General features: G+C 71.1%; 21 protein-coding genes. 13 read left to right on the top strand and 8 right to left on the bottom strand.

Translation table 11 applies throughout. The annotated features are described in order from the left end of the window. The first annotated feature begins 56 nt into the window (after positions 1-56). From ACLQ2S_RS02165 to ACLQ2S_RS02155, 3 genes are all read left to right on the top strand, one after another. Complete coding sequence (locus tag ACLQ2S_RS02165) at positions 57-563, top strand: DUF402 domain-containing protein (protein ID WP_155214449.1); 507 nt, start codon at positions 57-59, stop codon at positions 561-563. Between the two features lie 264 nt (positions 564-827). Next, positions 828-1,454, top strand: a complete 627-nt coding sequence (locus ACLQ2S_RS02160; protein ID WP_309222425.1) for a DUF47 domain-containing protein — start codon at positions 828-830, stop codon at positions 1,452-1,454. 4 nt (positions 1,455-1,458) lie between these two features. Continuing rightward, a complete protein-coding gene (locus tag ACLQ2S_RS02155) occupies positions 1,459-2,463 on the top strand; it encodes an inorganic phosphate transporter (RefSeq protein WP_309222426.1) in 1,005 nt (334 codons plus the stop codon). A 42-nt stretch (positions 2,464-2,505) separates the two neighbouring features. On the opposite strand, the gene ACLQ2S_RS02150 is transcribed toward ACLQ2S_RS02155, so the two are convergent. Then, complete coding sequence (locus tag ACLQ2S_RS02150) at positions 2,506-3,474, bottom strand: Gfo/Idh/MocA family protein (RefSeq protein ID WP_155214450.1); 969 nt, start codon at positions 3,472-3,474, stop codon at positions 2,506-2,508. A gap of 132 nt (positions 3,475-3,606) precedes the next feature. Here ACLQ2S_RS02150 and ACLQ2S_RS02145 point away from each other — a divergent pair, with 132 nt between their 5' ends. Then, positions 3,607-4,437 (top strand): NUDIX hydrolase, encoded by an 831-nt coding sequence (locus ACLQ2S_RS02145; protein WP_155214451.1) that lies wholly within the window; start codon positions 3,607-3,609, stop codon positions 4,435-4,437. 5 nt (positions 4,438-4,442) lie between these two features. On the opposite strand, the gene mshD is transcribed toward ACLQ2S_RS02145, so the two are convergent. The 3 genes from mshD to ACLQ2S_RS02130 form a co-directional block, all read right to left on the bottom strand. Next, entirely contained in the window at positions 4,443-5,369 is a 927-nt protein-coding gene (gene mshD / locus ACLQ2S_RS02140; protein WP_425700998.1) for a mycothiol synthase, read from the bottom strand. 54 nt (positions 5,370-5,423) lie between these two features. After that, a complete protein-coding gene (locus ACLQ2S_RS02135; protein ID WP_425700997.1) occupies positions 5,424-6,275 on the bottom strand; it encodes a polysaccharide deacetylase family protein in 852 nt (283 codons plus the stop codon). A gap of 87 nt (positions 6,276-6,362) precedes the next feature. Further along, the gene (locus ACLQ2S_RS02130; RefSeq protein WP_309222427.1) at positions 6,363-7,100 is read right to left on the bottom strand and encodes a winged helix-turn-helix transcriptional regulator; all 738 of its coding nucleotides are present in this window, start codon (positions 7,098-7,100) and stop codon (positions 6,363-6,365) included. Between the two features lie 251 nt (positions 7,101-7,351). On the opposite strand from ACLQ2S_RS02130, the gene ACLQ2S_RS02125 reads away from it, so the two are divergent. The 5 genes from ACLQ2S_RS02125 (at position 7,352) to ACLQ2S_RS02105 (ending at position 10,824) form a co-directional block, all read left to right on the top strand. After that, a complete protein-coding gene (locus tag ACLQ2S_RS02125; protein WP_309222428.1) occupies positions 7,352-8,383 on the top strand; it encodes a hypothetical protein in 1,032 nt (343 codons plus the stop codon). Positions 8,384-8,493: 110 nt separating this feature from the next. Next, positions 8,494-9,279: an LmeA family phospholipid-binding protein gene (locus ACLQ2S_RS02120; protein WP_309222429.1), complete on the top strand. Its 786-nt coding sequence runs from the start codon at positions 8,494-8,496 to the stop codon at positions 9,277-9,279. A gap of 72 nt (positions 9,280-9,351) precedes the next feature. Continuing rightward, positions 9,352-9,429, top strand: a complete 78-nt coding sequence (locus tag ACLQ2S_RS02115; RefSeq protein ID WP_311202345.1) for an Ms5788A family Cys-rich leader peptide — start codon at positions 9,352-9,354, stop codon at positions 9,427-9,429. Between the two features lie 209 nt (positions 9,430-9,638). Continuing rightward, positions 9,639-10,487 carry a sulfurtransferase gene (locus ACLQ2S_RS02110; RefSeq protein ID WP_155214455.1) on the top strand — a complete coding sequence of 283 codons (849 nt, stop codon included), beginning with the start codon at positions 9,639-9,641 and terminating at the stop codon, positions 10,485-10,487. A 1-nt stretch (position 10,488) separates the two neighbouring features. Continuing rightward, positions 10,489-10,824, top strand: coding sequence for a DUF1416 domain-containing protein (locus ACLQ2S_RS02105; protein ID WP_155214456.1), 336 nt, complete (start codon positions 10,489-10,491; stop codon positions 10,822-10,824). Between the two features lie 181 nt (positions 10,825-11,005). On the opposite strand, the gene ACLQ2S_RS02100 is transcribed toward ACLQ2S_RS02105, so the two are convergent. Further along, positions 11,006-15,382, bottom strand: a complete 4,377-nt coding sequence (locus ACLQ2S_RS02100; protein ID WP_425700996.1) for a S8 family serine peptidase — start codon at positions 15,380-15,382, stop codon at positions 11,006-11,008. Positions 15,383-15,672: 290 nt separating this feature from the next. Here ACLQ2S_RS02100 and ACLQ2S_RS02095 point away from each other — a divergent pair, with 290 nt between their 5' ends. After that, entirely contained in the window at positions 15,673-16,212 is a 540-nt protein-coding gene (locus tag ACLQ2S_RS02095) for a winged helix-turn-helix domain-containing protein (protein ID WP_425700995.1), read from the top strand. 96 nt (positions 16,213-16,308) lie between these two features. Then, positions 16,309-17,082: a hypothetical protein gene (locus ACLQ2S_RS02090; RefSeq protein WP_425701049.1), complete on the top strand. Its 774-nt coding sequence runs from the start codon at positions 16,309-16,311 to the stop codon at positions 17,080-17,082. Between the two features lie 33 nt (positions 17,083-17,115). Here ACLQ2S_RS02090 and ACLQ2S_RS02085 read toward each other — a convergent pair whose 3' ends face one another. From ACLQ2S_RS02085 to ACLQ2S_RS02075, 3 genes are all read right to left on the bottom strand, one after another. After that, entirely contained in the window at positions 17,116-19,167 is a 2,052-nt protein-coding gene (locus ACLQ2S_RS02085) for a glycogen debranching N-terminal domain-containing protein (RefSeq protein ID WP_425700994.1), read from the bottom strand. Then, positions 19,164-19,544: an SCP2 sterol-binding domain-containing protein gene (locus ACLQ2S_RS02080; protein ID WP_309222433.1), complete on the bottom strand. Its 381-nt coding sequence runs from the start codon at positions 19,542-19,544 to the stop codon at positions 19,164-19,166. The genes ACLQ2S_RS02085 and ACLQ2S_RS02080 overlap by 4 nt, the downstream gene beginning before the upstream one ends. Before the next feature lie 97 nt (positions 19,545-19,641). After that, the gene (locus ACLQ2S_RS02075; protein ID WP_425700993.1) at positions 19,642-20,016 is read right to left on the bottom strand and encodes a DsrE family protein; all 375 of its coding nucleotides are present in this window, start codon (positions 20,014-20,016) and stop codon (positions 19,642-19,644) included. 12 nt (positions 20,017-20,028) lie between these two features. On the opposite strand from ACLQ2S_RS02075, the gene mtfM reads away from it, so the two are divergent. Next, positions 20,029-20,133 (top strand): small membrane protein MtfM, encoded by a 105-nt coding sequence (gene mtfM, locus ACLQ2S_RS02070; RefSeq protein ID WP_046570768.1) that lies wholly within the window; start codon positions 20,029-20,031, stop codon positions 20,131-20,133. Positions 20,134-20,188: 55 nt separating this feature from the next. Beyond that, positions 20,189-20,782, top strand: coding sequence for an FABP family protein (locus ACLQ2S_RS02065; RefSeq protein ID WP_309222434.1), 594 nt, complete (start codon positions 20,189-20,191; stop codon positions 20,780-20,782). The last annotated feature ends 7 nt before the right edge of the window (positions 20,783-20,789 follow it).

Here is a 20,789-nt window from a genome sequence, read left to right as displayed (position 1 = left end):
TCGTCCGGTAACTTCCCGACGGCGCCGCATGGGCGGAATCGGCTAGGGTGCGACTCATGCCGAGCGACGTGATCCGGGTGATCTACCGCAAGTTCGACGGCAGCGCCCACCGCGACTACCCGGCCCGTCGGCTGGCCGAGGACGACCTCGGCATCTGGCTCGGGGTGCCGGCCGGCACCAGCTCGGTCTACCACGGCCGACCCTCGGTCGAGCAGATTCCCTTCGTGCTGCTGGTGCCGCACCACGCCTGGTGGACGTGCATGTTCAACCCGCCGCCGCGAACCAGCGAGGTCTACTGCGACATCGCCAGCCCGGCCCGCTGGGAGGGCGACGACACCGTCCACCTGATCGACCTGGACCTGGACGTGGTCCGGCGCCGCGAGACCGGCCTGGTGGAGCTGCGCGACGAGGACGAGTTCGCCGAGCACCGGGCCCGGTTCGGATACCCGGACGACCTGGTGGTGGAGGCCGAGGCGGCGGCGCAGTGGCTGCTCGGCGCGCTCGGCGACGGCACGGAGCCCTTCGCCAGCTCGTACCGTAAGTGGTTGGCCCTGGTGGTCTGACCCGCCGGATCGGTCGGCTGAGACGTTCGACACCCTGGTTCCGGGCATCCACCCGGCCGACTCCGACGCCGCGCGGGGAACGGAAGCGACTGCTGGGAATCACGGGGCCGGTGAAGGTGAACAGAAGTTGAACAGGCGGTGAAAGCTGTCTCGCCAGGGGTAGGCCGCCGAATTTCCAAGCCGATGGTTCCCTAGCATTCCCCTGAGCAGGGCGCCGGAGCGGCGGCTGCCACCCCTTTCACCCGACACGACGAGGTCCTTGCTGTGAGGTTTTCCTTCCGCCCCAACGAGGGCGCTTTCTACGAGCTCTTCACCAGGGCTGCGCAGAACCTGGTCCGGGGTACCCAGCTGCTCAACGAGCTGTCCCTGCCCGATGTCGAGGTGCAGTCGGTCAGCGAGCGACTCACCGAGGTGGAGCACGACAGCGACCAGATCACCCACGACCTCTACAAGAAGATCAACTCCACCTTCGTCACCCCCTTCGACCGGGAGGACATCTACCGTCTCGGCTCGCTGCTCGACGACGTGATGGACCACCTGGAGGCGGTGGGCAACCTGCTCTACCTCTACGGGCTGACCAAGCTGCCGTCGCTGCCCCGGGAGATGCACGAGCTGGTGCACGTGCTCGATCAGCAGGCGAAGCTGACCGCCGACGCGATGCCGCGGCTGAAGTCGATGAAAGACCTCGAGGACTACTGGATCGAGATCAACCGGCTGGAGAACGACGGCGACCAGGCCTACCGGATGCTGCTGGTGCGCCTCTTCTCCGGTGAGTACGACGCGTTGACCGTGCTGAAGATGAAGGAGGTCGCCGACGAGTTGGAGGCCGCCTGCGACTCCTTCGAGCACGTGGCCAACACGGTCGAGACCATCGCGGTCAAGGAGTCCTGATCCTGTGAGTCCCGAGCTCATCGCCGTGCTGGCGGTGATCGGGGTGGCCCTGGTGTTCGACTACACCAACGGCTTCCACGATGCCGCGAACGCGATCGCGACCAGCATCTCCACCCGGGCGCTGACCCCACGGGTAGCCCTGGCCATGGCGGCGGTCGGCAACTTCATCGGCGCCCACTTCGGCGCCGAGGTCGCCAAGACCGTCGGTAGCGGTCTGGTCGAGCTACCGACCGGGGTGTCCAGTCTCGGCATCGTCTTCGCCGGTGTGATCGGCGCGATCACCTGGAACCTCATCACCTGGTACTTCGGGCTGCCCTCGTCGTCCTCGCACGCCCTGATCGGTGGTCTGGTCGGCTCGACCGTCGCCGCCTCCGGCACCGTGCTCTGGACCGGCATCGGGGAGAGCGTGATCATCCCGATGATCCTGTCGCCGATGGTCGGTTTCATCCTCGGCTACATCGTGATGATCGCCGTGCAGTGGATCTTCCGGAACGGGCACCCGGGCAAGCTGAACCGGGGCTTCCGCTGGGCCCAGACCGCCTCGGCGGCGGCCATGTCGGTCGGTCACGGCATGCAGGACGCCGCCAAGACCATCGGCATCGTGGTGCTCGCCCTCTACGTCGGCGGCTACCAGAGCGACCCGACCCACATCCCCGAGTGGGCGTTCTGGACCTCGGCGGCGGTGCTGGCCGCCGGGACGTACGCCGGTGGTTGGCGGATCATCCGCACCCTTGGGCGGAAGATCATCGACCTGCGCCCGCCGGAGGGTTTCGCGGCCGAGACGGTGGCCAGCGGGGTGCTCTACTTCAACGCCCTGGTGCTCGGCGCCCCGATCTCGACCACGCACACGATCACCTCGGCGATCATGGGGGTGGGTGCCACCAAGCGGCTCTCCGCCGTGCGCTGGGGCGTGGCCGGCAACATCGTCGGCGCCTGGATCCTGACCTTCCCCGCCGCCGGTGCGATCGGCGCCCTGATGTACTTCCTGGCCCGCCCGCTGTTCAGCTGAGCTGAGTCGAGGGGGCCCTGGCCATGGCCCCCTCGACCAGCGTCAGATGTAGGAGACCCCGATCTGGGCGCGGATGTCGTCCAGCAGGCCCATGATCTCCAGAGTGGCCGAATGGGGCACCAGCGGACTCTCGGTCAGCCCGTCGGCCAGACACCGCTGCACCTCGATGGCCTCGTGCTGGTAGCCCGAACCCACCAACTCCTCGGTGAACGTCTCCGGTTCCGCGTCGGCCCGGTACAGGGTGAACCCGCCCGGCCGGAAGAACGGCTCGGGCAGGTCGATCCGCCCGGTGCTGCCGGTGATCGAGGCGGTGAGCCCGGTGGCCCCCACCATGCTGCAACCGAGCGTGGCCACCGCACCGGAGTCGTACCCGAAGACCATGCCGGTGTTCTCGTCCGTGCCCTCCGGGCCCAGCTTCGCCCAGGACCGCACGTGCTGCGGCACGCCCAGCAACAGGTGCGCCAGACTGATCGGGTACACACCGAGGTCCAGCAGCGCGCCACCGCCCAGCGCCCGGGCGCGCATGCGGTGTTCGGGCGGGAACGGTCCGGCGACGCCGAAGTCGGCCCGGACACCGGTCAGCGTGCCGATCGCACCGTCGGCGATCAGCTGGCAGACCCGCCGGATGAGCGGGTTGCACCGCATCCACATCGCCTCCATCAGGAAGACTCCGGCGGCGCGGGCGGTGTCGACCAACTCGGTGCTGGTGGCGAGGTCGAGAGTGAACGGCTTTTCCAGCAGCACCGGACGACCGGCGGTAAGGCAGGTCAGGGCCGCCTCGTGGTGCGCGGCGTGGGGAGTGGCGACGTAGATCACGTCGACGTCGGCGTCCCTGGCCAGTTCCGCCCAGGAGCCGTACGCACGGGGTACGCCGTGCCGTTGCGCGAAGCGCTCCGCGCTCTCGGCGGTGCGCGAGCCGACCGCGACGAGTTCGGCCCCCGGCACCAACCGGAGGTCTTCGGCGAAGCGGGCGGCGATTTGGCCGGTGGCCAGGATGCCCCAACGAGTCATGGCGCGACGCTACCGAAGATCAGCAGTGGGCTGTACTGGGCATCCATGTGTCGGGACAGCACGGCGGCCACGACTGTCGACGCCGTGGTGACCCGGTGGAGGTCGCCGCTTCGCGCCCTCTAGTCTCGGCGCATGACGACCGACCGTGGCTACCCGGCGCCACCGGCACTGGTGGAGCACGCCCGCCGGTTCCGCGACTCCGGCGCGCAGCCAGCGGTACCCCGGGTGGCCGCCACCGTGTTGTTGCTCCGCCCCGCCGACGATGGCTTCGAGGTCTACCTGATCCGGCGGGTCGCGGCGATGGCGTTCGGCGGCATGTACGCCTTCCCGGGCGGTGGGGTGGATCCGTCGGACTCCACCACCCACCTGGACTGGGCCGGTCCGACCCCGACCGACTGGGGGGTACGCCTCGGCCAGGCCCCGAGCGCGGCGCAGGCGGTGGTCTGCGCGGCGGCTCGCGAGGTCTTCGAGGAAGCCGGCGTACTGCTCGCCGGGCCGGATCCGACCCGGGTCGTCGGTGACGTCAGCGACGACGGCTGGGAGAGCGCCCGAGTCGATCTGGAGCAGCGGCGTACCGGGTTCGCCGACCTGCTCGCCGGGCGAGGGCTCACCCTGCGGTCGGACCTGCTGCTGCCGTGGAGTCGGTGGGTGACCCCGGAGTTCGAGCCGCGCCGCTTCGACACGTACTTCTTCGTGGCGCTGCTGCCGGAGGGGCAGCGGACCCGCGACGTCTCCGGCGAGGCCGACCACACGCTGTGGATCCGACCCGTGGACGCGGCGCGGCAGGCGGCGGCCGGTGAGCTGACCATGCTCCCGCCGACCCTGGTCACCCTCGGCGAGGTGGCGGCCTGCGCCGACCTGGTGGCGGTGGCGGAGGCGGCGGCGGGCCGGGACGCGGTCACCCCGATCACGCCCCGCCTGGATCTGGCCGATCCGGAACGACCCCGGTTCTACCTGTCCTGAGCGGGTCAGCCGAGGTGATAGTTGACGTGGGCGGCCCACCGGGCGAAGCCGAGCCGTTCGTAGAGCGCCACTGCGCCGGTGTTCGACTCGTCGACGTAGAGCATCACCCGGTCCAGCCCACGCCGGTCGCGTAGATACGCCAGGCCGGCCGTGGTCAGGGCCCGACCGAGCCCCCCACCGTGCGCGTCGGGCTCCACGCCGAGCACGTACACCTCACCGATGCGGGCGGAACCGGGTCGTTCATGGACCTTGGTCCAGTGGAAGCCGAGCAGCCGACCGGTCGCCGACTCGACGGCGAGCAGGAAACCGGCCGGGTCGAACCACGGTTCGGCGAGGCGTACCCGTAGGTCCTCGGCGGTCCACCGGCCCTGCTCCGGATGGTCGGCGAAGGCGCGTGCGTTGAGCGCCAACCAGGCCGCGTCGTCGCGGCCGGGTTGGAACGCGCGCAGCGTCACCCCGTCGGGCAGGCGCGGTTCGGGCAGCGGGGCGGCGAGCGGTCGACGCAGTTGCCAGAGCACGCGTGCGCGCTGGAAGCCGAGGTCCACCGCGAGGGCGGCGGCCGAGGGGTGGTCGCCGTGCGCCCACGCCCGCAGCGGCCCGGTGGCGGTGGCCAGCACCGCCTGGGCCAGTCGTCGGCCGGTGCCCCGCCGCCGGTACGCCGGGTGCACCAGCAGTTCCACGCCGACGCCGCGCTCGGGGTCGGTCGTGTCGAGGTGGGCGTACCCGATGAGCGTGCCGTCGGCGGCGCGGGCCACCAGGTGGCTCGCCGGGGCGTTGTCGTCCCGTAGGCGGAGCAGCACGTGTTCGTCCATCGGATCGGCTCCGTCGGCGTCACCGGTCGTCCGGGCGAGCGCCAGCACGTCGGTGACCTCCGCCGGGCCGAGCCGGTGGACGTGGTGGACCTGGTCGCTGCCCGGCCGGGTGCTGCTCATCGCTTCACCGTATCCGGACGGCGGGAGCGTAGCCGGAGACGGGTGGTGCGCCCGTCACAGTCCGCGTGGCGGCAACGCCTGGACGTCGAGCCTGTCGGCCAGTTCCGGCAGGATCTGGTACAGCGCGTTGACGGTGCCCTGACGGTCGCCGCCCGCGTCGTGCAGCAGAACGATCGAGCCGGGTCGTACCCCGTCGAGCACGAAGCTGGCGATCCGGTTCGCCCCGGGTGACCGCCAGTCGGAGGGGTCCACGGTCCAGTGCAGCGGGGTCATGCCGAGGTCCCGGGAGACGGAGATGACCGAGTAGGTCCAGGCCCCGCCGGGCTGCCGGTACCAGGCGATCGGCGCGTCCGGCGCCGCCGCGCGGATCGCCTCGCTGGTACGCATCAGGTCGGCGCGGATCCGGTCGGTGGACCGGCTGCCCAGGGCGACGTCGTGGTCCCAACTGTGGTTGCACAGCGTGTGACCCTCGGCGGCGATCTGCTCGATGAGCCACGGGTACGCCTTGGCGTTTCGGCCGACCACGCAGAAGGTGGCCGTGACGTTGTAGTCGCGCAGGATCGCGAGGACCTGCGGGGTGTAGTCGGGGTGTGGCCCGTCGTCGAAGGTGAGCGCGACACCGGCGGTGCCGGTGCTCACTCGGGTGCCCATCGGGCCGAAGTTCGGGTCCTGCTCCTGCTCCTGCTCGTCGGAGCGTTGCGCCCCGTTCGGCGAACCGGTGGCGGTGGGTTCGGCGTCGGTGGGGGCGGACTGGTCGGCGTACTCCGGATGGTCGGCGCCGGTCGCGGTGACCGCGCTGCCGTTGCGTGTCGGCTCGGGTACCAGGCTGCGTCCGAGCAGGTACGCCGAGCCGAGCACCGCCGTCACCACGAGCGTGATGATTCCGGCGGCTCGCGCCGCCCCCATCTGGTTACCGCCCACCGATGCCCCCCGCTGGTCAACTGGCAGTCACCATAAGGCGCGCAAGTAGACCAAAAAGGGCATATGCGCAATTTAGCCTTCGGTGGTGAGGGCGTGCATCGGCATCGCCGCGTGCTCGGCCGTCTCCGACATGCCGCGCGACGGCGGGACCACGAACTTGTAGCCCACCTGCCGAACGGTGCCGATCATCGACTCGTACTCGGAGCCGAGCTTCGCCCGCAGGCGACGCACGTGCACGTCGACCGTCCGAGTGCCGCCGAAGTAGTCGTAGCCCCACACCTCGCGCAGCAACTGGTCGCGGGTGAACACCCGGCCCGGGTGCTGCGCCAGGAACTTCAGCAGCTCGAACTCCTTGTAGGTGAGGTCGAGCGGGCGGCCCTTGAGCTTCGCGGCGTAGGTGTCCGGGTCGATCATCAGCTCGCCGGCCCGGATCGAACCGCCGGCCCCGGCGGTCGCGTTGCTCAGCCTGCCGACCGCGAGCCGCAGCCGCGCCTCCACCTCCGCCGGGCCGGCGGACGCGAGGATGACGTCGTCGACGCCCCAGTCGGCGTTCAGCGCGATCAGCCCGGCCTCGGTCACCACCGCGACGAGCGGTACGCCCAGCCCGGTCGCGTGCAGCATCCGGCAGGTGGCTCGGGCCTCGCTCAGCTCGGAACGGGCGTCGACCAACACGGCGTCCGGGCTCGGGCCGGCGACCAGGGTTCGGACATCGCGGGGCGCGGTGCGAACCGAGTGCGGCAGCAGATCCAGGGCCGGCAACACGACGGATGGTTCGCCTGCCCGGGCGCTGACCAACAGCAGGATCTCCACGACTACCTCCGTCCCGGCGGCCGTTGCGGCCGCACGCGACCAGCGGCACTCCTGCGGATGTGGCGCTGGGAACTTCCGTGGGTCCCGGCGTCGCTGACGGGCGGGTTTCGCCGTTGAGCGTAGCCGATGGCTCGCGTACGACCATGGCACGATTTCCTCTTTGCCCTATCTGCCCCTGATCGCGGCTCAGGTTTTAACGTGGCGGAAACGGTGGCACCCGCGATCTGCGGTTGGTCTGGCACGATCGGTGGGTGTTTCCCTCCAACTCGCCCGAGACCGGCCGTGACCCGTGGACCGACGACCCGTCCACGGCGCAAGGCACGGCACCGCGCACCGGTCCGGGCGTGGAAACCGACGAGAGACGCGCCCGAGGCCCACGCCGGTTGCGTCGTGGCGGCTCGGCTCGCCGCCCCGACGACGAGGCCGACGCCGACGTCGAGGACGAGGAGGAACCGCCGGTCGAGGTGAGCCGGCAGCTCTCGCTCGCCATCGGTGGCTTCGCCGCGCTGCTCGGCCTCGGCCTGATCGTCGCCGCGCAGACCTCCAACCCCGGTTACCGGCTGCCCTTCACGCTCGTGGTGCTCACCGTCCAGGTGCTGTTCGCGCTCTCCTGGACCATGGTCACCCGGCCACCCGCGGTGGCGGTCGTCCTCGGGGTCGCCGTGGCGACCGGGCTCGCCGCCGACGTGGTGGCCGTACGGTCAGCCGAGGCGCGGCTGGCGCCGCTGTTCTACCTCGCGGTCGGCGGGGCGTTCGTGGCGGTGCTCGGCCAACTGGTTCGCCGGGTGGACCGGGCCCGGGTGACCGACTCGTTGCGGACCACCGCGACCACCGTGTTCGGCGTGGTCGCCTTCGCCACGCTCATCGTGCTCAGCCGGATTCCGGCCGGCACCCAGGCGATCGCCGTCTGCCTGCTCGCCGCCGGGGTGGCGCTCACCGTCGCGCGGCTGACCGACGCGGTGGCGGCCTGGCCGCGACTGGCGCCCCAGGTGCCCAGGGGAGCGGCGGGAGTGGTCGGCGGCGCGATGATCGGCACCCTGGTCAGCGCGCTGCTCGGTGGTTACCTGGTCACCCCGTTCACCCCCACCCGGGCCGCGATCATCGGCCTGGTGGCGGCGGTGGTCGCGGTGCTGGCCGATCTCGCCGTCAGCTACGCGGAGGCGGGTCGGCTGATGGCCGGCGAGGTGCCGACGGTCTGGGTCGCCCGGCACGTGCAGGGGCCGCTCGGCGGCTTCGCGATGGCGGCACCGGCCGCGTACCTGATGTGTCGGCTGGTGCTCTGACCGTCGGCGCGTGGTGGCCCGAGTCGGTCGTCGGAGATTGAAGAATCCGCACCACGGGTACCACCGGATGGCCGCTGGCGGCATCGAGGTACGACGAGACAGGAGGCGGCGTGGAGCCGGAGCAGACGTACGGACACCGGCCGCGGCGACGTGGGCGCAAAGTGCTGATCGGGTTCGTCGTCCTGCTGCTGGTGCTCGCCGGGCTGCTCGCCATCGCCGACCGGGTGGCGGCGAGCGTGGCCGAGCGCGCCATCGCCGACGAGGTGCGCCAGCAGGTCGCCGAGCAGGGCGCGCAGTCCGCGCCACCCGAGGTCGAGGTGGGCGGTTTCCCGTTCCTCACCCAGGTGCTCGACGGCCGGTACGAACGCATCTCGATCAAACTGCGGGACGTGAGCGCCTCGGTGCAGGGCGACGCGGTCGCGCTGCCCAGCCTGGACGTCGACGCCCGCAACGTACGTGCCTCGCTCGACACCCTGCGTACCGGCCAGGGTGAGGTGGTAGCCGAGACGGTCAACGGCACCGGCACCGTCAGCTACCAGAGTCTGGCGGCCCTGCTGGACCGGGAGGGACTGACTCTCGGCGAGCGGGACGGACGACTGGCCGTCACCGCCCCGGTGGACATCCTCGGTCAGCAGCTCACCGTCACCGGCACCGCCGACATCGTCGTCGGCGAGCAGGGAGAGGTGGCGCTGAAGTTCGAGGAGTTGACCGCCGAAGGGCTGCCGGACGTACCGCTGGCCCGCACCCTGGTGAACAACTTCGCCCGGAGCATCTCGGTCGACGTACCCCTGCCGGAGCTACCGTTCCAGCTCACCGTCCGGGAGGTACGGCCGCAGCCGCAGGGACTCACCGTCACCGCCGATGCGCGGGACGTGCCGATCAACTCGGCGCGCTGACCTCCGGCCCGGCGTCCCGGATGCTGGTCGACCCGATAGAGATTTCTGGGATCGCTGGTAGGCTCCCTGCTCATGGGGACGCTCCTCACCAAACGGCGCGCGGTCGACCTGTGCCGCGTGGCCACCTGCCTGTGTCGCCCCGTCATCTGACGGCGGGGCTGTTTCGGGCCGCCTAGCGGCCTAGGCACTCGGGGTACGCGTACCTAGTTCCCGGTGCACCCACCGGACGTCCGGCAGCGGCGCCGTCGCACGAACCCGTGATCCGTTCCTAGCTATGGGTCCCGCGCGTGGTGCGACATCTAGACATCCCACGACCTCCGCGCGCTGGCTCACCACCATCCTCACCAGGGAGTGATCTGATGAGTCGCGACACCGCACTCGTTTCGGCCGAGTGGGCCGAGAAGAACCTCGACGCCCCGGGCGTCGTCTTCGTCGAGGTCGACGAGGACACCACCGCCTACGACTCCGGCCACATCGCCGGTGCCATCAAGCTGGACTGGAAGACCGACCTGCAGGACCCGGTCCGCCGGGACTTCGTGAACAAGGCCCAGTTCGAGGCGCTGCTGTCCGAGCGGGGCATCAGCAACGACGACACCGTCATCCTCTACGGCGGCAACAACAACTGGTTCGCCGCGTACGCGTACTGGTACTTCAAGCTCTACGGCCACCGTGACGTCAAGCTGCTCGACGGCGGTCGCAAGAAGTGGGAGCTGGACGCCCGTCCGCTGGTCAACGACACGGTGACCCGCCCGGCCACGCAGTACGTCGCCAGCGAGCCGGACACCAGCATCCGGGCCTTCCGCGACGAGGTCGTGGACGCGATCGGCACCAAGAACCTGGTCGACGTGCGCAGCCCCGACGAGTACGCCGGTCGCCTGCTCGCCCCCGCCCACCTGCCCCAGGAGCAGGCGCAGCGCGGCGGCCACATCCCGACCGCGATCAGCGTGCCGTGGTCGAAGGCGGCCAACGAGGACGGCACCTTCAAGTCCGACGACGAACTGCGCAAGATCTACGGCGAGGCCGGGCTGGACGACAGCAAGGAGACCATCGCCTACTGCCGGATCGGCGAGCGTTCCTCGCACACCTGGTTCGTGCTGCAGGAGCTGCTCGGGCACCGCAACGTGAAGAACTACGACGGATCGTGGACCGAGTACGGCTCCCTGGTCGGTGTGCCGGTGGCACTCGGCGATGAGCCGGGGGAGGCCTGAGATGACCGCACCCACCGCCGCGAGCGCCGCCACCGGCTGCGCCGCCCCCGACCAGGCCGCCCCGCTGCCCGCCGGTCTCGACCTGGAACGGGAAACCGTCATCACCGGTATCGTCCGCTCCGCCGAGGGCGAGGCGGTGCCCGGGGCGTACGTCCGTCTGCTCGACTCGACCGGTGAGTTCACCGCCGAGGTGGTGACCTCAGCTGCCGGTCAGTTCCGCTTCTTCGCCGCGCCGGGCGCCTGGACGTTGCGGGCGCTCTCCCGTCAGGGCAACGGGGACACCACGGTGACCGCCGGTCTCGGCATCAACGAGGTGGGCGTCACCGTCACCGACTGACCCACGCTCTGATCGACCTGGTGGCCCGCATCCCGGGGAGGGATGCGGGCCACTGTCGTCGGGGCCGTCCGCGTCTACCGTGCCGCCGCGTGACCTCGTCGTGGCGACGGCAGCGGTGCCCGGAACCGTGCCGATCTCGGGGCACCGGCCTGGATGGCCGGCACCCCGAGGTGTCGACGGGTCAGATACCGGTGGCTCTGGTGCAGGTGGAGGCGGGCTCCAGGGCGAAGTCGAGCGTGCCGACGATGCCTGCCTCGACCCGGTGCCGCTGCACCTGTGGCACCCAGCCGTCCTTGGCCACGATCACCTCGTAGCGGCCCTTCGGCAGCCACCACTCGTAGCGGCCGTCGGCCCCGGCCGTCAGCGTCGTGCCGGTGCCAGCCGAGATCAGGTTCACCCGTACCGTCGCCGGGATGCCGACCGTGACGCCGCCGCAGGTGGTGCCCGTGACGGTGCCCCGGAGTTTGCCCCAGCTGGCCGGCGGTGACACGTTCATCTCCACCGAAACCGGGCTGACCGGGTAGGGGGTGTCGGAGGCGACGGCGATCTCGCCCGCGTACCGGCCGGGCTGGGCGACGCCCGCCGCCTCGGTGGCGGTGAGGGTGACGGTCACCGTCTTCGACTCACCCGGGGCGAGGGTGAACGTGGTCGGGGAGGTGCTCAGCCAGGCCAGGTCAGCCTCGGCGGCGCAGAGTTCCAGACCACCGAGCCGTTCGCTGTCCGCGCTGCCCACGAAGGAACTGGGCGACCCACCGACCTTGTACACGCCGCAGGCGGCGGCTCCCCGGTACCGGCCGAACCGGACGTTGGGCAGGTCACGCCAGGCCCCGGTGGCCGGATCGAAGCCGACGGTGCGGTTGGTGACGGCGGTCGATCCGTCGGTCACCCCGCCGGCCAGCACCAGCAGCCCACCGGCCGCCGCGTACTGCGACCCCCACAACTCCAGCGGCAGGTTCGGCAGCGGGCTCCAGCTGTCGGCCGCCGGGTCGTACCGGTAGGCGTCGGTGTACTCGGTGCTGCCCGTGCCACCGGCACAGTAGACCGCGGAACCGATCCCGCCGCAGGCCAGCCAGGACACCGGATGCGGGTAGGTGGCACCGGTGCTGAACGAGCCGGTGGCCGGGTCGAACACCACCAGTTTGTCGCTGTCGGTGCAGGTGGCATCGGCGCAGCCACCCACGAGGTACACCTTGCCGCCGACCACCGCCGTACCGGCCGCCGCGACCGGAGCGGGGTTGGTCGCTCCCGCCAGGGTGCTCCAGGTGCCGGCGACCGGGTCGAAGACGTCGACCGTGGCGACGGGGGCGTCGTCAGCGCCCCAACCGCCGAGCACGTACAGCTTGCCGTCGGCCGCTACCGCGGCGGGCTTGGAGCGCACCGTCGGCAGGTCCGGCAGGGCGGTCCAGGCGCCAGGCCCCGGGTCGTACGCCCAGACCTTGCGCTCGGTGCCGGTACCGCCACCCCCACCGACCGAGTAGATCTTCCCGTCCAGCCACACTGCGGCGTTGTCGTAGATCGCCGCCGGTAGCTTGGCGATCTCGCTCCACGCGTCGTCGGCGGCGGTGCCGGCCGTCGGTGCCGCCCCGCCGTACGCGGTGCCGGTGCGCGCCTTGCTGAGCCCCTTCACCTTCTGTTCCAACAGCGGTGCGCCGTCCTGCTTCAGCAGGTCGAACCGACCGGCGCGTTCCAACAGGTCGACGCTGGCCGGTGCGGTGCCGGTGTTGCGCACCGTCACCCGGGTGGTGCGGGTGCTGCCGTACGGCTGATGGGACTCGACGGTCGTCGGGCTGACGCTCAGGCGACCGGCGGTGAGGGCGAAGTTCGCCCGCTTGACCCGGTCGGCGGTGACCGCCACCTCCTTGGTGACCGACGCGTACGGGGTGCGCTCGGCGGTGACCGGGTGGGTGCCGGTCAACTCGGAGAAGAACCAGTAGAAGCCGTCCGGCTCGGCCGGGTCTGCTGGCGTGGCCGCCGAGACCGCGCTGTTCTCGGGTCGGTGGTCGCTGGCCACCGTCACGCCGTTGAGCGGGTCGCCGGTGTTGCGGTCGGTGGTGGTACCGACCACCAGCCCACCGGGCACCGGCGAGCACTCGCGGTTGACCACCTCCACGTCGTCCACCTGCCACCACCAGGCGAAGGTGCCCTTGAAGCGGAAGCGGACCAGCGCCGACGCGGCGTTCGCGGCCGGGTCGAGCGGCACCTCCTCGATCCGGGGGCCACGCCGACTGGCGGTCTGGTGCCAGACGTTGGTCCAGGTCTCCCCGGCGTCGGTGGAGACGTCGATGTCGGCGGTGTCGCTGATGCCGACGGCGCGCCAGTCACTGCGGAACCGCAGTACCGGCGCGGCGGTCGTGGACAGGTCGATCGGTGGGGCGATCAGGTCGGTGTCCTGGGTGTTGCCGGAGCCGAGGGCGTCACTGTCGATGATGGCGAAGCCGCCGGTGCCGCCGGTGAGGTTGCCCCGGGAACGGGGGTCGTCGAAGACCCAGCCGCCGGAGGCGGTGCGGTTCGCCACCGTCCAACCGGTCGGCGCGCTGGTGCCGTCGAAGCTCTCGGTGAACAGTGGAGCGCCGAACTGAGCCGTGTACCCGGCCGCGGTGCAGGCGGCGTCGACGGGTACCGCCAGGTTGATCGTGGTGTCCGCCCCACCCACGGCCACCTGCCGGGTGACGGTGCGGTACCCCGGGTACTGGGCGGTCACGGTCAGCCGGTACGAGGTGTTGCCCGGCAGGGTGAGCGAGTAACGGCCGTTCACCGGGTTGGTGAACACCGCATCGCCGGTGCGGCCCGCGACGTCGATCCGGGCGTACAGCGGCCAGCCGTGGCCGGAGGCGTCGGTGACCTTTCCGCTGACCGTGACGCTCGGGGTGGCCAGCAGGGCGAAGTCCTGGTCGAGGGTGCCGCCGTCGGGCACCGTGACGGTCGCCGACTGGTCGGCGTAACCGAAGGCGCTGACCGAGAGGGTGACCTCGCCGGCCGGCACGGTCAGCGCGTACCGTCCGTCGGTGCCGGTGGTGGTGCTGCGGGTGCCGTCGGTCACCGTCGCGCCGGGCACCGGGTCGTCGTCGGCGGAGTCGGTGACCACCCCGCTGACCCGGCCGACCGGCCCACGGGGGGCGTCCCGCACCGCCGCGTACGCGTCGAGCCGCCCCTCGCCGAAGACGTTGTTGTCGGCCGGCGTGCCACCGCAGGTGGTGGCGTCGACGTCGCGGGCCGTGCGGTCCAGCAACTCCTCGGTGGCGGTGATGTCCCCACGCAGACCGGGGGAGGCCCCCCAGAGCAGCGCCACGGTGCCGGCGACGTGCGGGGCGGCCATCGAGGTGCCGCTGAACGAGGCGTACCCGCCGTTGCGGACGCTGGATCGGACGCTGCTGCCGGGCGCGGCGATGTTCGGCTTCAACACCTCGGTGCCGGAGCCGCGCCCGGAGAATCCGGCGATGGTGTTGTTCACGTCGTACGCGCCGACCGCGTATGCGTTGACGTAGTCCCCCGGTGAACCGGCGCTGCCGCAGGCCGGCCCGTCGTTGCCGGCGGAGAAGACGGGGAAGATGCCGGCGGCCCGCCACGCGGTGACCGTCTGCTGGTACCAGGGGTCGCCCCCGTCCCCGCCCCAGGAGTTGTTCACGATGTCCGGGCGGAGGTCGGGCCGGGGGTTCTGGCCGGCGGCGTCGGTGGGGGCGAGCACCCACTGCCCGGCGGCGAGCAGCGAGGCGTCCGAGCAGCTGTTCGACTCGCATCCCTTGGCGGCGATCCACCGGGCACCGGGGGCGACGCCGATCTGGTTGCCGGCACCGTCGTCACCGACCATGGTGCCCATCGTGTGCGTGCCGTGGTCATGGTTGTCGCAGGGTGCCGTGCCGGCGCACACGCCCGCCGGGTCGAACCAGTTGTACGCGTGGTCGAAGCTGCCACCGCCGAGGTTGCCCCGGTAGGAGGCGACGAGGGCGGCATGGTCGTAGCGCACACCGCTGTCGATGTTGGCCACCACCACGCCCTCGCCACGGGCACCGAACTCGTCCCACACCCGGGGCGCGCCGATGTTGGTCAGTCCCCATTCGACGGTGGCGGTGCGAGCGCGCGTGGCCTCGGCCTCGGTCGGCTGGATGAGGGGATAGCTGCGGCTCGGCGTGATCCGGGCCACCTCCGGGCGGCGGGAGATCTCGTCGAGCAGGGCCTTGTCGCCCTCGACCCGCAGCGCGTTGGCGATCCAGTACGAGGTGTACGGCACCTTGCGGTCGTCGAGCAGCGTGCGCAGGTCGCGCTGGGTGCGGGTGGCCGTGCCGGTGAGCAGCCGGTGCACCTCACCGGCCCGGGCGTCGGGGTCGCGTTCGCGGCTGGCCTGTGCCAGCGGGGCGGTCTCGGTCAGATAGACCAGGAACGGGGCGGTCGACGTGGTGCCGAGCTGGTCGAGCAGCGCCGGGTCGACGGCGGCCCGGTGCGGTGCCGGCTGTGGGGCCGGCGCGGCGATCGCGGGCTGGCCGGTGACGCACAGCACGGCGGCGGTCAGCACCGCTATCGCCCGCCATCGTGGCGACCGGCTGGATGGTCGTATGAACAATTTTCCTCCCCACGTCGTCGGTCCCGATCCGTTCGGGCCCGCACACCCGCGCGCCGCGACGCGGCGGCGCGGAGCGGCCGGGGCGATGTGGGTGGTCAGTGGTGGTGCCTCCGCCCGCTGAGAGTCATGCTCTTGCGCCGACCGGCGGTGATCAATGGACGGCGTCGGTCAGTACTCGGTCAGTGACGAGGCGCGATCCTGACCGATAGGCTGCATCCGGGCGTCATCGGTGACCGTCATTGGCGATCGATGGAAGTCGCAGGTCAGAGGGCTTGCTCGGGGGAGGCGTCGTGTCCGGTGAAGAGTTTCCGATCCTGGTCTGCGTCAGCTCGGACGCCACCGTCCGGCAGCGGGTGGTGCAGCGGCTGGACGGTGTCGGCCCGGTGGTGATCTGCGCCGACCTCGCCCAACTGCGGGCGATGTTCCCGGCCCCACCGTCGGAGTCGGGCGGGCCGGCTGACGATCCCACCGAGCGCCCCACGGAACGGCCGGCCACCTGGGGTGATCTGGTGGTCGACCGGGCGGGGCACCTGGTCACCTGGCGCGGCACCCTGCTGGGGCTGACCCGTACCGAGCGGGAGCTGTTGGCCCGGCTGGTCAGTCCACCGATCACGCTGTGGAGCTACGAGCGGCTGTTCGCCTCCGTCTGGGGCGGTGCCTACCTGGGCGACACCGCGATCCTGCACTCGGCGGTGAAGCGGCTGCGCCGAAAACTGCGGGCGCTACCCGACGGGCCGCAGGTGCAGACCGTACGCGGCGTCGGCTACCGACTGAGCGCGCCGCCGGAGTCCGGTGACGGGCGTCCCGACGGACGGTTGCAGCAGGCGTGACACGATGACCGGGTGAGCAACGCCGTCCACACGTACCCTCCGCCGACCGGTCCCCGACCACCGGCCACCGACTCCCGGTGGCCGCGCTGGCTGGTCGTGGCGACGGTGCTCTGGGCGGTCCTGCTGGCCGGTCTCACCTGGATCTCGGCGGCCGACGACCCGCCGACCGTCCGGGAACAACGCACCCTCACCCAGGCCGGGCTGGTGGTCGACGCCGCCGTCGGTGAGCTGGTCGCGGCAGCTGGTGACGGCGTGCTGGCGTTGACACCACCCGATCTCGACAGGGGTTGCCGGATCAGCCCGCTCGCCGACGGCGCGACGCTGACCCGCGCGGTCGACCTGGCCGCGCCGGTGGGCGAGGAGCAGGCGCTGCTGGAGCGGGTCGCCGACCGGCTACCCGCGCGGTGGCGGGCCGGTGTCCGGCTCACCCCCGACGGTTTTCGGCTGCGTGGCGACGCCGGTGAGTTCGTGACGGTGACCGGGCGACCGGCGACCGACGGCCGGATCCGGGTCACCGTCGACACGGGATGTCGACCGGTGGGCGACGACTACGACCGGGCCCGCCCCGGCCCGGCCGGGCCCGAGGTCGGCGTGCTGGCCGAGGCGGTGCGGGCGTTGGGTGGCCGGATCGACGATCCGGAGTCGGTGGTGAGCGCGCCCTGTCCCGGCGGCGGCGCGGCCCGTACCGTCCGGTCCGTGGTGGACCGGGTGGCCACCGAGCCGCACGCCGCGCTCGCGCCGTTGGCCGGCGGCACGCCGGTGGTGGACACCCCCGATGTGTACGGCTACCGGCGCGACGGCGTCGCGGTGCTGGCCGACGTCCAACCGGAACAGGTCGTGGTCTCCGCGACGACGGGCTGCACCGGCTGAGCGACGCCGATGCGCTGGCGAACCCGCCGCCGCTCACTCGGCAAGCCCTGGCTCCTCCTCGCGGCTGCGACCCAGCGCGTCCACCCGGCCCCACCGGCCGGGGATGTCCAGCAACTCCACCCGGCCCAGGCCAGGCGGCACGTGCGGGTCGATGATCAGGTGCTCGCCCTTGGGTTCGAGGCCGAGCATGACCCGCAGCAGCAGCAGCGGCGTGCCCGCCGACCACGCCTGCGGGCTGCACGCGGTCGGGTACTCCACCGGAAAGTCGGTCAGGTCCCGTTCGTAGCCGGCGAACGCCTCCGGCAGTCGGCCGGAGAAGTACTGGGACGCCTGCAACATGCCGTCGCAGATCCGGCTCGCCTCCTCCCGTAGGCCGTACTTCCACAGACCCCACGCGATGATCGAGTTGTCGAACGGCCAGACAGTGCCGACGTGGTAGCCGATCGGGTTGTATCGGCCCTGGTCGTCGGCGAGGGTGCGGACACCCCAGCCGGAGAAGAGCTGGGGGCCGAGCAGGTGGTCGGCGACCTGTCGGGCCCGGGATTCGTCGACGATGCCGCTCCAGAGCAGGTGCCCGATGTTGGAGCTGAGCGCGTCGACCTGGCTGCCGTCGGAGTCCAGGGCCAGTGCGTAGTACCCCTTGTCCGGCAGCCAGAAGTCCCGGTTGAAACGCTCCTTCAGCTCGGCGGCCTCCCGCTCCAGCCGGTCGGCGTAGACCGGGTCGTTCCAGTACTGGCGGGCCAACCGCGCGCCGCGCATCTTGGCGTCGTAGGCGTAGCCCTGCAGTTCGCAGGTGGCCCGGGGGAAGCTCGGCAGCCGACCGTCGGCGTAGCAGATCGCGTCCCAGGAGTCCTTCCAGCACTGGTTCTCCAGGCCGGTGGCGGGGTTACGGGTCTGGTACCAGACGTATCCGGTGCCGAGCAGGTCACCATAGGTGTCGATCCAGGTCAGCGCGGCCCGCGCGGCGAACTCCAACTGTTTGATCAGCTCGGCGTCGCCGGTCCACCGCTCGTACTCGTCGAGCAGAATCACGAAGAGCGGGGTGGAGTCGGCGGCGCCGTAGTAGGGCGAGTGGGGCTGCTCCTCGAAACCAGCGGTCTCGCCGTACCGCAGCTCGTGCAGGATCTTGCCCGGCTCCTCGTCGCGAAAGTCGTCCACCCGGTGACCCTGCAGCCCCGCCAGCATGGTCAACGTCGGCGGGATCAGCTCCGGTACGAACGGCAGCACCTGAAGCGAGGTGAAGATGCTGTCCCGGCCGAACAGGGTCATGAACCAGGGCAGACCGGCGGCCATCAGCCGGACGCCGAGCGCGATCGACTCGTACCGCAGCGATTCCAGGTCGGCCAGGCTGCGCCGGTACGCCCCGGCCAGCGGCTGGCAGTCACAGCTCAGCTTCGGTGCCTGGTCGACGAAGTCCGCGTGTTCGCTCTCGATGGCCGCCGACGTCCTGCTGCCCGCGAAAGGCAGCAGGGCGCGGACGTTCTGGCCACGGGCACCGTAGATGACAGTGGTGACCGTCAGGCGGGTGGTCCACTCTCCGTGCGGTCCGATCCGGATCTGGAAGGTCATCCCCCGACGGTCGACCTGGGCGTCGGCGCTGCTGTGGATCGTGGTCTCGCGGTGGAACGCGTCCCGCCGATAGGTCAGCCGCAACGAGTTCTCGCCGGGCGTGGCCGTGTTGTGCCCCTTCTTGCCCTTGATGTCCTTGATCTCGAAGATGTCGGCGAAGTCCGAGGCCATCTCCATCCGTACGGTGAAGCTCATCTCCTGCCCGGAGTGGTTCAGCACGGTCAAGTCTTCGGACATGTCACCGCTGACCATCCGACTCCTGATCACCGAGACCTTGGTGTCCAGGAAGTGGGTCGCCTCGCCCGGCACCAGGAAGTAGCGGGTGCGGTGGCAGGCGGCGTCGTCGACGGAGAGAGCGTGCAACCGTTGGCCGTCGATCAGCAGCAGCCAGGTGGACAGGAAACGGGTGTCGAAGGAGAACAGCCCGGTGGGAAAGTCCAGCGACGGCTCGACGTCCCCACTCTGGTCGCTGACCAGGAAGGTGTTGCCGTCCAGGATGCTGACCAGGTCCTTCACCGGGTCCACCTGGCGTGCTCGCGGGCGACCTCGCGCGGATCGCGGGTACTTGGTGCGGACGGGAAGAACCGGCGGAAGGCGAGCAGCAGCACCACGTTTCCGCGAAAGGTGCTCTCGTTGCGGAGCACCGCCGCGATCGTCTGCGCCCGTCCGGTGACCAGCCGGTCGAAGAGTTCCGTACCGCAGTACCAGGTCGCGTCGCTCGGCTCTGGTCCCCGGTCGACCTCGGCGGCACCGGGTCGCATCCGGACCAGCCAATGGTCGGTGCAGTGCCCGTCGGACAGGTCGATCCGCAGCGTTCCCGCGACCGGGGCGCGCAGGACCTCAGGCGCGCGGGCCGGCAGGGTCGCGAAGAACTGCTCGGTCGCCTTGGTCACACCCGAATCGTAGGCATTCGTCCGCCTTGACGGGTCTGTTCCGGTCGCCTTCCCGGGCCTTGCCCGGCAGCGAGCCCGCCAGACCCTGTCCGGCGAGTCAGTAGACGAGTGCCTGTGCGCCCTCGGCCATGATCTCCTCGACGAAGACGGCCGCGCCCGCGATCCGTACCCCCGGGATCACGTCGCCGGAGTCGATGTCGCGGCGAGCCGCGCACTGGGTGCAGGCCGTCACCTTGCCGGTGGTGAGGACCACGTGCAGCAACTCGGCCAGCGGGGCCGAGTGCGGCAACTCGAAATCCTGCGCCCGGCCGGGTAGCGCGAACCAGGTCGACTCCCCGGTCAGCCAGAGTGAGACGGCCACCCCGGCGGCGGCTGCGGTGGCGGCCACGGTGAAGGCCTGGGCACACCGTTCCGGAGCGTCGGCACCGGCGGTGGCCTTGACGACAAGAGTGCGGGCCATGTCCGCCAGCATAGGATGACCCGGATGGTCACCGAGATCGGGTTCGTCAGCCTGCTGGTCGCCGGCCTGGGCGCGCTCGCCGGTGGCCTGGTCTACCTGGCTGTACGCATATCGAGAGGCAAGTGGTGATCCCGAGGAGTGCGCCGCTACGGCGAGCCCCGCAGTCGCGAACGAAGGTGGTCCGGTGAGTGACGACAACCCGTTGGCGCCGCCGCCCTGGCTGAACGCGCCCCCGGTCGAGCCGTACCCCTTCGAGGAGAGTCACGACCTGCGGGTCGGCCCGAAGCTGCACCCCACACTCGACGGCCTGCTGCCGTACATCGGCGTCTGGCGGGGGCGGGGACGAGGCGGCTTCCCCACCATCGAGGACTTCGACTTCGCCCAGGAGATCCGGATCAGCCACGACGGGCGGCCGTTTCTGCACTACGAGTCGCGGGCGTGGATCCTCGACGAGCAGAGCCGACCGGTCCGGCCGGGCGGCCGGGAGGTCGGCTGGTGGCGTCCGGTGCTCGACGGCGATCGGGCGACCGACGAGTTGGAGGCGCTGCTGACCACCCCGACCGGGGTGATGGAGTTGCACATCGGCCGACGTAAGGGCACCCAGGTCGAGTTCGTCACCGACGCGGTCGTGCGGACCTCCACCGCCAAGGAGGTCACCGCCGGTCACCGCCTCTTCGGCATCGTCGAGGGCGCCCTGCTCTACGCGCAGGACATGGCCGCCGTCGGTCAGCCGCTCTCCCCGCACCTGTCGGCGCGCCTGATCCGGGTCGCCGGCTGATCCAGCC

It is taken from the genome of Micromonospora sp. DT48 (assembly GCF_049844495.1).
GTDB lineage: Bacteria > Actinomycetota > Actinomycetes > Mycobacteriales > Micromonosporaceae > Micromonospora.
Note: the sequence above shows the minus strand (reverse complement) of the source record. Positions and strands in the feature narration are given on the sequence as shown.